Raw genomic sequence first — 14,349 nt, forward strand, 5'->3', positions numbered from 1 at the left:
ACTTTCTGGAGCTGTTGGTATGGATGCTGGAACCTATTTTCTTGTGGCAGTGCAGAGTGGGCTTGTGCTTGGGCTGATTCATGGTGTGAATCCCTGCGGGCATTCGTGGGTTGTGCTGGCGCCTTTTGTGGCGGGGGAGAAAAGCGGATGGCGCGTATCGCTTTTGACGGCGGCGTTCATCACCGGGACGGCGGCGGGGTGCATTGCCATTGCCGTGGCGCTTGGCGCGCTTTCAACGGGTTTGCCGGAGTCCGCGCGCTATGTGGTGGACTGCGTGACGGCGGGGCTGATTATTATCTTGGGGGCTATTATGCTGGTGAAGCCCCACGTGCTCCACAGCCACGACCATGACCATCATCATGACCATGAGGACGGCGGGCACACTCATCATGGGGCAACGTGTTCGCATGACCATGCGCACGACCACCACGGCGCATGCCACCATCACGGGCACCACAGCCACAACGGGGACCTCCGCCGCAAAACGGCCCTTGGGCTGGCCACCATCGGTTTTGTGAACGTTATCGTTCCGTGCCCAACACTTGCCATGATGTATTCCTACGCGATAGATGCCGCCAGCATCCCCCGCGCGGTCGGCGTGTTTGGCGCGTATGCCGTGAGCACCGGCGTTGCCCTTGCGGGCGTGATTTTCGTCATATTCAAGGTAACGAGTATGATCCGCCGGTTGCAGCAGCCGTGGATTGAGCCGCTGGTCATGCGCACTGTGGGGATGATGACGATGGTTTTCGGCGCGTGGTCGCTCTATATTGACTTGGCCTAGGAGGCAGAGTGGACGATATATCGAATCTGACAAATCAGATTGTGGAATTTTATGAAAAGCTGTCCTCGTGGGAGCTGAGTGTGGTGCGCGAGCAGGGCATGACGCTGCCGCAGATGCATACGCTGGAAATCCTCGGCACGCACGAGCCGCTGCGCATGAAGGAACTCGCCCAGCGCATGGGCGTGACCACTGGTACGCTGACCATTCAAATCGACAAGCTGGAGCGGCTGGAAATGGTCCGCCGTCGCCCACATGAAGAGGACCGCCGGTCCATCCTTGTGGAACTGACCCCCAAGGGCAAAGCCCTTGCCGAAGAGCACCACACCCTGCACGAGCAACTGACACGCGACATTACCGCGCAGCTTGGCAGCGAGGAGCGCCGCGCCCTTGAAGAGGCCTTCCGGCGCATGAACTGCGAATTCTAGAACGCGTCACATCACACGCACCATAGCGCCCCGGTGGGAAGGACACAGGTCCTCCTGCCGGGGCGCTGTGCGTTGGAAGTTTTTCCTTGTATGACGGGGTGATGTGCCAACTTGAGAAGGCAGACTGTTGCCCGCGGTTGGCATGTGCGGGCCGGGGGGATGGCGGCTTTTCAGAACGGGCGGGGCAGGAAATCTCAATAAATCAGAGTGTTATGCTTCCATAACGTGTGTTGGGCAAAGGTGGAACCCTTTTTGCTCAGAATGTGGTTTGTTTCACAAGGCCCGCTATTCGGGGAAAATCACGTGACGAGGAAAGGAAGGGGGAAGTCTCTTGCTGAAGAGTGCTCAGACGCTGAAAGTGAAGCTGGCCGGAGTGGTCGGCTTTTGTATTGTGTCCATTGCGGGCATTTTGCTGCTGTCCTTCATGGAACTATTGCAGGTGGAACGCGACTTCAAAATCATGAAGCAGGAAGCCTTGGATGGACAGATGGCTTCCCTCGCCATCACGCGCGATGTGAACTATATCAGCCGCCTGACGCGTAACATTATGCTGGGCAGTGACATTGAAAAGGACCTCGGCAAGCTTAATGCGCGCATAGCCGCCATAAAATCCAATTTTGACGTGTTGGAGGCCTCCGCCACTTCGCAGAAGGAGCGCCAGCTTATGCGGCAGGCCCGGTCCGCCGCCCTTGGCTTTGTGGAGGACGGCAGGCGCTTTGCCCGCGAATTGCGCGACCTGCCAAAGGCGGAGCGTTACACAAAATATCCGGACTACGGGCGTTCCGCCACGCCGCTGGCCCAGAAGTCCCGCAGGCATTTTGGGACCTTGGTCAAGCAGAAGGATGAACTCTACAAGGCTTCCGTTGCGGCCTATGACTCTCAGCTTCGCGAGGCGCGGCGGACGGTGGTCCTTGTGGGCTCCGTGGTCACGGGCTTTATTGTTGTGCTGAGCGTTTTGCTTCTGCGCGCGGTGCTGGGGCCGCTCCGGCAGGCCACCGCGTACACAGAGCGCATCGCTGCGGGCGACTATGACGCCGCCGTTGATGCCTCGGCCCTGCAGGGCGAAGTGGGCGACATGGTTAAGGCCCTGCAACATATGGCGGAAAATCTGAAGGTGAGCATGGCCGAAGCGCGTGAGCAGGCCGACAAGGCGCGCGAACAGGCCGAGAGCGCCCGCCGCGCGCAGGAGGAGGCCGACGCCGGACGCCAGCGCGTGACGGCGCTCCTTGGCGAAGTGACCACTGCGGCGCAGCATGCCACGGGCATCAGCGCGCAGATTGGGCGCGAATCCAGCGAGCTGTCCGAGCAGATGCAGGGCATCAACAGTGGCGCCAGTCTGCAGCGCGACCGCGTGCAGGAGACCGCCACCGCCATGGAGGAAATGAACGCCACCGTGGCGGAGGTGGCCAGCAACGCCGCCCGCGCTGTGGAGGAGGCCGACATTGCCCGCAGCAAGGCGCGCGAGGGCGCGGATATTGTCCACGAGGTGGTGGAAGCTACGGCCGAGGTCAACTCGCAAGTGGATTCCATGCAGATTGCCTTTGAGGATTTGGGGCGCCGCGTGGAGGAAATCGGCCAGATTATGAACGTTATTACCGACATTGCGGACCAGACGAACCTGCTGGCGCTTAACGCCGCCATCGAGGCGGCGCGCGCGGGCGACGCCGGGCGCGGCTTTGCCGTTGTGGCCGATGAGGTCCGCAAGCTGGCGGAAAAGACCATGCAGGCCACCAAGGAAGTTGGTGGCTCTGTCACCGGCATTCAGGCCGGGGCCAATTCGAATATGGCGGCCATGGAAAAGGTGGCCGAGGCTGTCTCGCGCAGCAGCGATTTGACGCATAATGCAGGCCAGGCACTGGGCCAGATTGTGGACATCGTCAGCGAGACTGCCGACCATATCCAGTCCATCGCGACGGCGGCGGACCAGCAGGCATCCGCCAGTGAATCCATCACCCGCAGCACCACGGAAGTGAACCGCGTGGCGAATGAAACCTCGGAAAACGTGAACCAGTCCGTGGAATCCATCGCCAACGTGGCGCAGCTGGCAGAGGATTTGAACACGCTGATGGCGCAGCTTGAACAGCGCCGCGAGGCTGGAGCCTAAACGCTTCGCCTCTGCCGCACAGGCAACAAGCGGGCGCCCCCGGGACGGCATGTTCCGGGGGCGCTGTTGTGTGCGCTGCGTGCTGCGGCTGCCGCGGGGGCATGGCCGGGGCGGGGCGTCAGGCCGCAAAGCCGAAGTGGACGATTCTGTTGGAGAGATAGGGACGCAGTCCGGGGCACCGGCCTATGTAGCCCCACCACCTCCAGCGGTCCTTGAAATAGTCGTAATAGTCCCACTCCTCTATGAAGGTGAGTTCCGGACTCCAGTTTTCGATGTCGCGACTTCTCTTGAGCCCCCACTTGAAATCGCTGAACGACCCTAACTTATTGACGGCGTCGTGGTGTTTGCCCTTGCCCACAAGGAAGGGGGGCAGCATGTCAAAGAGCATTTCGCTGCCGGGAAAATGCTGGGCAAGGCGGCGGAACAGCGGGCGCAGGTGGCGCTCGTCAATGTACATGAACAGCCCCTCGCAGATGAACAGGACGGGTTTGTCATGGGCGTCTATCTGGTCCATCCAGTCATGGTCAAAGGCCGATGCGGCAAGGAAGCCGTTGCGTTTGCCCTCCGTAAAGAATTGCCGCCGCATCCCGATGGATTCCTGCACGTCGAGGTCGTACCAGAAGGTGATGTTTTCGTTTTTCATCCGCTCCACGCGCGTATCCAGCCCGGCCCCGATGTTGACGATAACCGCGCCGGGGTGGCGGGCGATAAAGTCGCGCGTTGCGTTGTCGAGTAGCATGGTCCGGACGGACACGCCAACCTGCGACATCCACGATTTTTCAAAGACCGAAAAGTCATAGGCAATGCGGGAGACCATCTCCACAGCTTTTTCGTCGCGGATGATGGGGTGTGGTTTGTTGGTTTCCACGGCCCGCGCCCAAAGGGGAATGAGCATGGTTTCCGGAATGCCCGTCAATGAGTCCTGCATGGTGTTCTCCAAGAACCGCCCGAAAAATCGGGTGATGTGAATGAATGAGGAAATTCACACCTAGCGCTGATTGATGTTGAAAGTCAATATCAAGAGTGGTAGGGGTGGAGCACACATGGGGAACGGGGTGAAGGGCGCGTAGCCCGAGCCCGCCGCGCGGCCCTTCTCCCGCCCCGTGGCGGCGACATGATGCGCACTGGTGCCAAGGCGCGGGTGCACGATGCACAAGGATACACAAGGCCACACACAGGACGACGAACAATGACGCACACGGACCACACAGCAATGCTGCCGCAGAGAACGCCTCACTGTATGGAACTGCTTTCCCCGTGCGGGAAAGCCCGGTGCTCTGCGTGAGCACGATATCAATTCGATATGCAGAGAGGTTTGTATGAGTAAAGTACTGGTCGTCTATGGTTCCACCACGGGCAACACGGAAAGCGTGAGCGACGTTATCGCCAAGGCACTGACCAACGGCGGGCATACTGTCGAGGTGCAGAGCGCAGGCGATGTCAGCGCTGAGAACCTTGCGGAAGGCTACGACGCCGTCTTCTTTGGCTGCTCCACGTGGGGCGACGACGAGATTGAACTCCAAGACGACTTTATCCCCCTGTATGACGATCTGGACAAGGCCGGGCTGAGCGGCAAAAAGGTCGCCGTCTTCGGATGCGGCGACACCTCCTACGAGCACTTTTGCGGCGCGGTTGACGTCATTGAAGAAAAGTCCGAATCCCTCGGTGCCATCCTCCTTGGCGACACCCTCAAAATTGACGGCGACCCCGAAGCGGACGACGTCGCCACCTGGCTCGCCCCCATCAGCGCCAAATTGTAATCCGCTTCGCCACGCCACCGCATGAGTATGAAAGGGAACAGCCCATGGGCTGTTCCCTCTTTTTGTGTGGGCGGGGGAGAATGATTTTTGCATCAATGCAGGGGAGCGCGCCGCCACAGGCGCTTGCGCCGAAGCCGGGGGCGCAGTAGTGCTGTGTGGATCGCGCTTTCTGTGAGGCGTTGAGGCAAGAACGCGTTGTTGCAGAATACAGCACCCCGTGACGCAGGAGAATCATATGTCCTTTCCCAAGTTGAATATCCGTCAAAAGGTCGCACTGGGACTTGGTGGAGCCTTGTTGGCCTTGTGCATCTTTGGCGGGTTCGCGGCCTACAACCTGAAACTCATGGAGCGTAAGGTCCGGCTTGTTGAGGTGTGCGACGATTTCAAAAGCGGCATCCTTGAGGCGCGCCGCTACGAAAAGAACTATTTGCTCTATGGGCATAAGGACGATTTGCGTCAGGGCGCGGAGTATTTGGAAAAGACGACCTCTGCGCTGGATCAGGCCGAGGCGCTGGCCAGCTGGAAGCGCAGCCGGACCCTGCTCAAGACGCTGCGCGCGGAGGTGAAGGAGTATGCCGAGCTCCTCAAGGTTGCCCCGGCCAGCGTCGAAGCCGAAACCGCTGCGGGCAAGGCGGCCATCAATGAGCTACGCGCCCTTGGCAAACGCTTGGTGGACGATTCGCACCGTTTGGCGGCCATGGAGCGCCAGCGCATTATTCAAATCATCAATCAGCTGAACGTGAACCTTGTGGCGTCGCTGACGGCGCTGGTGGCGCTGGCGGCGGTGATGCTCCTTGGAACCCGCCGTTTTGTCGTCCGCCCGCTCAGAATTGTTGAGGAGACCACAGGCCGCATCGCCAAGGGGGAATTCCGCTTCGTGGATACGCCAAACACCGGGGACGAAGTGGAAAGCGTTATGCGCGCGTTCAATCATATGGTGGCGGAGTTGAAACAGCGCCAGCGTCACCTTGTGCATGCGCAAAAAATGGCCTCCATCGGCACCCTGACGTCGGGCATTGCGCACCAGCTGAACAATCCGCTCAACAACATCGCCACCTCATGCCACCTGTTGGAAGATGAACTTGGCGGAAAAGCCGGGGAACTTGGCGATAAGATGCTGGCCAATATCCGTCAGGAGGTGCTGCGCGCACGGGACATCGTGAAGGGACTGTTGGAATTCTCGCGCCACAAGGACTTTCATCTGGCCCCGCACAGCGTACGGGAGATGGTTGACCGATCGGTCACCCTTGTCTCCAGCCAGATACCCGCGAATATTGACGTCACAGTGGATGTGCCGGAACCGCTGATGGCCTGCATGGACCCGCAGAAGATGCAGGAAGCGTTCATCAATATGCTCATCAACTCTGCTCAGGCCATGGAGGATCAAGGCGGCTCCATCCGCATCTCCGCCGCTCCCGGCGTAGAGGGCAAAACCGTCTCGCTCACGGTTCATGACACGGGGCGCGGCATTCCCGAGGCGCAGTTGAAACGCGTGTTTGATCCCTTCTTCAGCACCAAGGATGTGGGGCAGGGCACGGGGCTTGGTCTGTACGTTGTCTACGGCATTGTGCAGCGGCACGAAGGCTCCATCCACGTGCACAGTGAGGAGGGCCGGGGGACCAACATTCGCGTCGATCTCCCAGCCGCAGAGGGGGATTGTGATGGGAAAACTGTTGGGTAGCAGGCTGTCGTGAGGCGGCTTTGTGCGCCGCGCGTCCTTACCTGCAACACGCCCTTGGCTCACTTTGGGGCGCGTTGCCCGCGGCGCACTTCTGCGCCGTGCTCCAAGCTTGCTGCAGGCCGTCGCTGTTGCGGGGCGAACCGTGCGCGCCGGGCCGCTTCGTCGTTACCGGCAGGACATGCGCGCGCGGGGGCGCGAGGCCGCCTTGCCTTGCCGCGCCGCGCTTTGGGCCTGCATCGCCTTGCGCAGCGCCGGGGAGCGGTGGAAGTTGCGTGGGTTGAAAAAACAGTACCAGTGGTCGAAGCGGGCTGACGTGTCCGAATGTTGGGATCCATTGCCCATCCGCCTGCGCAGGATACGCCTTGCGCGGAACGCCAGTGTGACCACACACACCACAGCACAGAATTCAATAAACAGGAATTCCGAGTCCATTCCCCACTCCTTGTTGTAATCATATCGGGTGCGGGGCACCCGCCCCTTCCAGTATATTGAATTGAGCAAGGACGGTGCCAAAAGGTGCGTTTTCAACCTTTCCTCGATAACGCCTTGCTTTTAGGGCGGTTCATGCGCATTGGCCGTGGTGGGGCGTGTAACGTTTTGCAACAGCGTTGGTGCCTTTTGTTGCAGAATGCAATAGACTTCTCGTGCATTGCAATGTGCAACCCTTCCGCGTATGGTCCCCTGATTACAGGACATCCAGAAACGCCTTTGCGTGGGAAGACTGAGTGAAGACACCGCATATCCTTGTCGTGGATGACGATTCCATCGCCCGCGACAATCTGGCCAATATCCTCGGGCGGGAGGGCTTCCAAGCCGCCGCTGCGGAGGATGGCGTTGCCGCCGTTCGCCTGCTCGAAGACCACGATTTCGATCTGGTCATTACCGATTTGCGCATGAAGAACATGGACGGCCTGGGGCTGCTGGCAGCCGCTAAACGCTTGCGCCCGGACTGTGAAGTCATCCTCATGACAGGCTACGCCAGTGTGGATACCGCTGTGGAAGCCATGCGCGCGGGGGCGTACGACTATATCTCCAAGCCCTTCGACATCGCCGAAATGCGGGCGCTGGTGGAAAAGGCCCTCGAAAAGCGCAGCATGCGCAGCGAAATTGCCGAGCTGCGGCGGCGCATTGAGTCGGACAAGGGCATCACCCGCTTTATCGGGCAGGACCCTGCCATCGTCGCCCTCAAGGAAAACATCGCGCAGGTTTCCCAGCTGGATTGCAGCGTGCTCATCAATGGCGAAACCGGCACCGGCAAAGAGCTGGTGGCGCGCATTATCCACGAGCTGTCGCCCCGCGCGGGCAAGCGCTTTATGGCCGTCAACTGCGGCGCGTTTTCGGCGGAACTCATCGATAACGAGCTTTTCGGCCACGCCAAGGAGGCCTTTACCGGCGCGGAAAAGGGCAAGCAGGGGCTTTTGGAGGCGGCCAAGGGCGGGGTGATGTTCTTTGATGAAATCGGGGAACTACCGCTCTCCATGCAGGTGAAGCTGCTGCGCGTGCTGCAGGAGCGAAAGATTATCCGCGTGGGCGATACCAAGGAAATCGCGCTGGATATGCGCGTCATCGCGGCCACAAATAAAGATTTGAAGAAGGAGGTCGAACGCGGCGAATTCCGCATGGACCTCTACTACAGGCTCAACGTCATCACGCTTCAACTCCCCTCATTGGCGGAGCGGCGCGGTGATATCCCGCTCCTCATCCGGCATTTCCTTGCCAAGCATTCACCGTCCGGCAGGCCCCTTTTGAAAATCTCCGACGAGGTCATGGAAACGCTGATGGGCTACAGTTTTCCCGGCAATGTCCGCGAACTGGAAAACATCGTTGAGCGCGCTGTGGCTTTGTGCGAGGGGAGCGTTTTTGAAATGCGCCACCTGCCGCCGGATATCGTTGGCGGCGGGCTCCTCCAACGGGCCGAACCGCAGGCGTGGATGACCCTTGAGGAAAACGAAAAGCGGTATATTTACTCCGTGCTGGAGGAAGTGGGCGGCAACAAGACCCGCGCCGCAGAAATCCTCGGCATTGACCGCGTCTCCCTGTGGCGCAAGCTCAAGCGCTACGAAGGCGAAGACTAGCCTTCCGCCGGGAGCAGCACCCGGTCCACCACCTCCGGCAGCACCTCTGCCAGCACCAGTTCCACCCGGTCCCGAATCTCTGGCTCCAGCGCCTCAACATCACCTGCATTGCGTGCAGGGAGGATGACCGTGCGGACTCCGGCGCGTTCTGCCGCCACGAGCTTTTCACGGATTCCAGCCACAGGAAGAAGCCGCCCCACAAGGCTTAACTCGCCAGAAAGGGCCACATCGCCGCGCGCGGGCCGTCCCGTAAACAGGGAAATAAGCGCCATGACAATGGGCACCCCCGCCGACGGACCGTCCTTGGACACGGACCCCGCCGGGATATGCACGTGCACGTCCATTCCCTGAAACGCTTCCGGCGCGATGCCGAGGCGCTCGTGATTGCTCTGCACGTAGGACAGGGCCAGCCGCGCGGATTCGCGCAGGACTTCGCCCAGTGATCCCGTGAGGATAAGTTGTCCCGCGCCCTGCATCCGCGCCGTTTCCACGGAAATAATCTCCCCGCCAAACTCCGTACACACCATACCTATGGCTACGCCAACGCGTGGCGTTCCGTCCGTGACCTCGCGCATGCGGCGCGCCGGACCGAGGATGCCGCGTACCAGAGCTTCGTCCACCGTGAACGGGCCGAGCTGGTCCTCTTCAACGCTGCGGCGGGCCAGCCTGCGGCAGACGCTTGCCAACTCGCGGCGCAGACTGCGCAGGCCTGCTTCCTGCGTGTATTCGCGTAGGACAAGGTCCACGGCGGCGTCGGTGAAGTGCGCGGCGTCCGGCGCAAGGCCGCTTTCGCGCAGGAGGTTGGGGAGCATATGCCGCTTGGCAATAACGGCCTTTTCGCCCTCGGTGTAGCTGGGGAAGTGGATAATCTCCAGCCGGTCCAGCAAGGGACGGGGTAGGTGCTCCACCATGTTTGCCGTGGCAATGAACATGGCCTGCGACAGGTCAAAGGGGATATCAAGGTAATGGTCCATGAACTGGGCATTTTGCTCCGGGTCCAGCACCTCCAAAAGCACCGACGAGGCGTCGCCTTTGAAGTGCTCGTCATTCCCCAGCTTGTCGATTTCATCCAGCATAAAGACGGGATTGTTGACGCCGCAGCGCTCAATTTCCTTGAGGATGCGCCCGGGCATGGCGCCCACATACGTGCGCCGGTGCCCGCGGAATTCGGCCTCGTCGCGTACGCCGCCGAGTGAGAAGCGTACGAAGGTCCGCCCAAGCGCCTGGGCCACGGCGCGTCCGATGGAGGTCTTGCCTGTTCCGGGAGGTCCGGCAAAGCACAGCACCGGGCCGCGCGCCGTGCGCAGGCGTGTGCGGTGGTGCATGGCGTGGGCGACGGTTGTGTCCAGTTCCGCCATATCCAGCGGCTTGCTGAGGTAGTGCTCTGCGCCCCGGCGCAAGGCGTCCACGGCATTGTCCACGGTGGCGTAGCCCGTCACGATGATGATTTGCGTTTCAGGGCGCTTGCGGCGCACCACGTCAAGCAGCGTCATGCCGTCCATCGGCCCCATTTTGAGGTCGGTAATCACGATGTCGAACTCGCGGTCCTCAATCATGGCGGCGGCTTCTTCACCGCTGCTGGCAAGCGTGGTCTCATAGCCTTTGCGCTGGAGGAACAGCCCAACGTTTTCGCGGGCAATGGGTTCGTCGTCCACCACCAGCACGCTACCGCGCATTTTGTCGCGCAGGCTCTTTACGGCCAGATATTCCGCCACGCGTTCCTTAACCCGGGTCAGCCCGTAGTGCCGCGACTCCAGCAAGCCAGCAACGCGGGCTGGATCCAGATTGTCGCTGGTTGTCGTATTCCACGGCAGGGACAGCACAAATTCAATATAGTTCACCCCCACCGGATATTCCGCAACGGACGGATCGGTTGTTTCAAGGCGCTTCAGTTCGGCGAGGGCGGCCTCGCGCGCCGCCGGCGGCAGGTCCGCGCCGTCGATGCGCGTTCTGAGTTCGCTTTGCGGGGCGCGTTCCCCGCGCCCTTCCTCTTCGTCTTCAGTCCGTCGTCCGAACAGCATGCGTCTCTCCTTGGGGCGTCGTGTCATGTCCACCGAGGGCGGGCATGGCCTTACGGCTACAAGTTCCATACCAATCAAGCGGTTTTGAGGGAAGCCCAATGCCTGTGGGGTAGCATGCGGCGCTCTGCGCCGGGAGTGCGGGGGCTGACCTTGTCCTCGCGCTTGCATGGCTCTGCACGGCGCTGTTGCGTACTGCAATACTGCTGCACAGCGTTGTTGCAGCGGTTGCAAGATGCAACACTTTTGCTGGTATTTCGCCGGCGATCGTTCAAAATTATCCTTGTATTTCAAGTGTATAGGTTTACTTGTAGGCGCTTGGCATTGAGCTTGCTCTTTTCATCACAAGCGCTTGGTTTTTGTTCGGTTCTGCAACAAAACAGCCGTCAGGATCAAATGGAGTTAAGGAAACCATGGATCGCAAGCCCATCCCCAAAGCCCAGAAGAGCCCAACCCTGCCTCGGCCGGAAATCATCGTGGCCAGCAAGGACAGCGGCTTTGCTGCGGGAACGCTCGAATACGCCCTAGGCGTAGCCGAGCGCCTCAGCGCAGACATTCTGGCGCTTTCCGTGAACACGCTGCCCGATATGAACGATGAGCAGGAGCCTCAGCGCTCCTTGCGTTTTGCGTCAGACTCGGCGGCAAGTACGGACGGCCAGCGCCGCAGGGCGCGGAAAAGGGGCGTGGCGTTTCGCCACCTATGCCGCAACGGCAAGGTGCGGCGGGTTTTGTCGGACATCCTTCACGAGCACAGGCACGTGTCCTTTGTGCTGGTGGAGCCAAGCATTCCTCTTGCCGAAGTTGCGCAGCGTCTGCCTGTCCCGGTGTTTTCCGTGACTGGTGCGGGGGCTGCGCATTCTGCTGTCGGCAAGGGGAAGACAGCATCTCATGCCAGAACCTTCGGGACAATATCGAGGGAAATCGAGAAACAAGGAGCTCACGCTATGGCAGAAACCAGTAAGAAGCAGGCTCGGTCCAAGGCCCTCCTCTTTGGAGTGCTGAGCGCGGCCATTTATGGCGCGGTGTTCGGCAATTCCGAATTGGTCATGGAGTATTTCACCAAAGGCGGATTCTACAATATTTTGCCGGTGGTGACGGTGATAACCGTGTCGTACGTGCACGGCTCATTCGCCAGTAATGTGTGGACCGCTCTTGGCGTGAATGCATCGCGCAAGTCCGTTTCCTCCAAGAAGGAAGCCCCGGCCCGTCAGACCCCGCGCCCGCGCGCCACGATGCAGGCCTAACCCTCGACAACAGGAGAAAACGACAATGGATCACAGCGTAGCGGCAGACGCCCTCAATTTTATCGATCTGAACGCCATGTCCATCTGCTTCCTGCTCTTTATGGGGTTTGTGGGCGGTATGGTGAGTGGCTTCATCGGTTCCGGCGGAGCCTTCGTTCTGACTCCCGGCATGATGAGCCTTGGCGTGCCCGGCACCGTGGCCGTGGCCAGCAACATGTGTCACAAATTCCCTAAGGCTTTGGTGGGCTCCATCAAGCGCCACCGGTACGGTCAGGTGGATATCAAGCTCGGCCTCATCGTCGGTGTGTCGGCTGAGTGTGGCGTGCAGCTTGGCATACGCATTCAACGTTTCGTCCTCGAAACGTGGGGGCAGGCGGGGTCTAACCTGTACGTCAGCCTCGCTTTTGTCATCGTGCTGGTGACGGTTGGTTCCTTTGTGCTGCGCGACGCACTACGGCTCAAGAGTGCCGGGGTCGATGGCGGCGCAGCAACCCTCGCTGAGCGCCTGCAGAAGATTGAACTTTGGCCCATGATTACCCTGAAGCACAGCGGCAAGCGCATTTCGCTGTGGTTTACGGTTCCGGTTGGCTTTGGCGCGGGCATTCTGGCGGCAACCATCGCCGTTGGCGGCTTTGTGGGCGTTCCCGGCCTGATTTATGTGGTTGGTTTGTCCGGCCTTGTGGCCTCTGCCACAGAGCTTGTGGTCGCCTTTGTTATGGGCCTTGGCGGCACGCTCATCTGGGCATGGTTCGGCATGGTGGACGTCCGCCTGACCATGATTATCCTCGCGGGGTCGCTCTTTGGTGTGCAGCTTGGCGCCATCGGCACCACGTACGTGAAGGACTATGTCATCAAGTTGGTCATGTCGACGATCATGCTTATCGTTGCCGTTAGTCGTGGGCTGGCTATGCCCAAGTACCTCGTGGCGCTGGACCTGCTCCATTGGACGGATCAGACCACCGGCATCATGTCCAAGAGCAGCTTCGTGCTTATGGTTTTTGCACTGTTTGTTGGCTCGTGGATTATTCTGCGTGCCATGTACAGGGGCAGAAAGGCGGAAATGGCGGAAGAAGCTGCCGTAACCGCGGCGCGGCATGCGTAAACTCAATCTTGTCGTCGGTGTCGACGGATCAGACGCCGGGCGGTGCGCACTGCGGGAAGCGGTGCGCATCGCTACGTCCCTTGGGTGGCGGCTGACCATCGTTGCGGTGGTGCCGCCCTATGAGGGGAATATGTATGTGTTCACGATGGGGCGCGTCAGGGATGACTTGGGCGCCCCGTTTCGTGAGATTCTGGACGCCGCCGTGGAAGAAGCCCGCCGCATGGGTGCCGACGCGGAAGGCGTTTTGGAGCATGGCCGCCCTTGGGAGCGGCTGGTGGATGTAGCCAGTACCAAAAACGCCCAGCTTACCGTGCTTGGCGGCGGCCATAATTTGATGGACCGCCTTGTGGCCGGAAATACCGTGCGCCGCGTGATTGGATACGGTTACGGCGACATGCTTGTGGTTCCTGCGGAAATGCACTTTGACTGCTCAGTGATAGTGACGCCGGTGGACGGTTCGGTCGCCGGTTTTGATGCCGCCGACAAGGCGCTGGACCTCGGGCGGCTGTTTGGCGGCGAAGTGCTGGCCCTCTACGTCGAGAATAATGACCACGCCTGCTCCGGAGTGGAGGAGGGTGGAGGCAGCATGGAGAAGGGTTACGCCTGCCTTCATGAGGTTGAAGCCCGGGCTGGCGCACTGGGCGTGGCCGTGGAATCCCTCTACGCCAAAGGCGCGCCCGCTGAAGCCATCCGCCGCATCGCCTCGGAGCGCAGCGCCAACCTCATCGTTATGAGTCCCCATGGCCATCGCGGCCTGCGCCGCCTGCTGATGGGCGGCATCATCTCCAAAGTCGTCAAACAGGCCCCGTGCCCCGTGTACATCACACGGCATTAAGGAGCCTCTTCCAACCTTTTCGCGTATGCCTTGCGCCACGTGGTGGGACTGACACCGGCAATCCGCCGAAAGCTGTCCCGCAACGCCGCCGTGGTCCCAAATCCGGTGGCGGTGGCAATCTCTTCCATACTCATAGCGTTGGTCTCAAGCAGAGACTGCGCCCTGCGAACGCGTGCCTAGGATAGCCACGCCATTGGCGCGTCTCCCGTGCGTGTCCTGATGATCAAACAGGATGCATTGGTGAGCGGGGGCACAGGACGTACGCATCCACCGCCCCGACGGCAGCGTCGGTTTTTTGGGGGGCGGCTCATAGGTTGACCGATA

At 60.4% G+C, this 14,349-nt stretch carries 12 protein-coding genes and 1 pseudogene; 9 read left to right on the plus strand and 4 right to left on the minus strand.

Going from position 1 to position 14,349, the window contains the following annotated elements:
• The first annotated feature begins 19 nt into the window (after window positions 1–19).
• The 3 genes from ACYQ2T_RS17355 (at window position 20) to ACYQ2T_RS17365 (ending at window position 3,310) form a co-directional block, all read left to right on the plus strand.
• Complete coding sequence (locus ACYQ2T_RS17355; RefSeq protein WP_459902112.1) at window positions 20–781, plus strand: urease accessory protein UreH domain-containing protein; 762 nt, start codon at window positions 20–22, stop codon at window positions 779–781.
• An 8-nt stretch (window positions 782–789) separates the two neighbouring features.
• Window positions 790–1,206: a MarR family winged helix-turn-helix transcriptional regulator gene (locus ACYQ2T_RS17360; RefSeq protein ID WP_459902113.1), complete on the plus strand. Its 417-nt coding sequence runs from the start codon at window positions 790–792 to the stop codon at window positions 1,204–1,206.
• A gap of 331 nt (window positions 1,207–1,537) precedes the next feature.
• Complete coding sequence (locus tag ACYQ2T_RS17365) at window positions 1,538–3,310, plus strand: methyl-accepting chemotaxis protein (RefSeq protein ID WP_459902114.1); 1,773 nt, start codon at window positions 1,538–1,540, stop codon at window positions 3,308–3,310.
• Window positions 3,311–3,428: 118 nt separating this feature from the next.
• Here ACYQ2T_RS17365 and ACYQ2T_RS17370 read toward each other — a convergent pair whose 3' ends face one another.
• A complete protein-coding gene (locus tag ACYQ2T_RS17370; protein ID WP_459902115.1) occupies window positions 3,429–4,238 on the minus strand; it encodes a class I SAM-dependent methyltransferase in 810 nt (269 codons plus the stop codon).
• A 391-nt stretch (window positions 4,239–4,629) separates the two neighbouring features.
• On the opposite strand from ACYQ2T_RS17370, the gene ACYQ2T_RS17375 reads away from it, so the two are divergent.
• Window positions 4,630–5,070 (plus strand): flavodoxin, encoded by a 441-nt coding sequence (locus ACYQ2T_RS17375; RefSeq protein ID WP_459902116.1) that lies wholly within the window; start codon window positions 4,630–4,632, stop codon window positions 5,068–5,070.
• A gap of 235 nt (window positions 5,071–5,305) precedes the next feature.
• A complete protein-coding gene (locus ACYQ2T_RS17380) occupies window positions 5,306–6,751 on the plus strand; it encodes a sensor histidine kinase (protein ID WP_459902117.1) in 1,446 nt (481 codons plus the stop codon).
• 165 nt (window positions 6,752–6,916) lie between these two features.
• On the opposite strand, the gene ACYQ2T_RS17385 is transcribed toward ACYQ2T_RS17380, so the two are convergent.
• Window positions 6,917–7,183: a hypothetical protein gene (locus ACYQ2T_RS17385; protein WP_459902118.1), complete on the minus strand. Its 267-nt coding sequence runs from the start codon at window positions 7,181–7,183 to the stop codon at window positions 6,917–6,919.
• A 293-nt stretch (window positions 7,184–7,476) separates the two neighbouring features.
• Between ACYQ2T_RS17385 and ACYQ2T_RS17390 the strand changes: the two genes are divergently transcribed.
• Complete coding sequence (locus ACYQ2T_RS17390) at window positions 7,477–8,826, plus strand: sigma-54-dependent transcriptional regulator (RefSeq protein WP_459902119.1); 1,350 nt, start codon at window positions 7,477–7,479, stop codon at window positions 8,824–8,826.
• On the opposite strand, the gene ACYQ2T_RS17395 is transcribed toward ACYQ2T_RS17390, so the two are convergent.
• Window positions 8,823–10,847, minus strand: coding sequence for a S16 family serine protease (locus ACYQ2T_RS17395; RefSeq protein ID WP_459902120.1), 2,025 nt, complete (start codon window positions 10,845–10,847; stop codon window positions 8,823–8,825). The genes ACYQ2T_RS17390 and ACYQ2T_RS17395 overlap by 4 nt on opposite strands.
• A gap of 410 nt (window positions 10,848–11,257) precedes the next feature.
• Between ACYQ2T_RS17395 and ACYQ2T_RS17400 the strand changes: the two genes are divergently transcribed.
• Genes ACYQ2T_RS17400 through ACYQ2T_RS17410 form a run of 3 tightly spaced genes read left to right on the plus strand, consistent with a single transcriptional unit; the run spans window position 11,258 to window position 14,025 of the window.
• Entirely contained in the window at window positions 11,258–12,088 is an 831-nt protein-coding gene (locus tag ACYQ2T_RS17400) for a hypothetical protein (RefSeq protein WP_459902121.1), read from the plus strand.
• Window positions 12,089–12,113: 25 nt separating this feature from the next.
• Window positions 12,114–13,190, plus strand: a complete 1,077-nt coding sequence (locus ACYQ2T_RS17405; protein ID WP_459902122.1) for a sulfite exporter TauE/SafE family protein — start codon at window positions 12,114–12,116, stop codon at window positions 13,188–13,190.
• Complete coding sequence (locus ACYQ2T_RS17410; RefSeq protein WP_459902123.1) at window positions 13,183–14,025, plus strand: universal stress protein; 843 nt, start codon at window positions 13,183–13,185, stop codon at window positions 14,023–14,025. The genes ACYQ2T_RS17405 and ACYQ2T_RS17410 overlap by 8 nt, the downstream gene beginning before the upstream one ends.
• On the opposite strand, the pseudogene ACYQ2T_RS17415 reads toward ACYQ2T_RS17410, so the two are convergent.
• Window positions 14,022–14,186: pseudogene (locus ACYQ2T_RS17415) on the minus strand (helix-turn-helix domain-containing protein); the annotation flags it as partial. The gene ACYQ2T_RS17410 and the pseudogene ACYQ2T_RS17415 overlap by 4 nt on opposite strands.
• Window positions 14,187–14,349: the final 163 nt, after the last annotated feature.

It is taken from the genome of Desulfobaculum senezii (assembly GCF_054657395.1).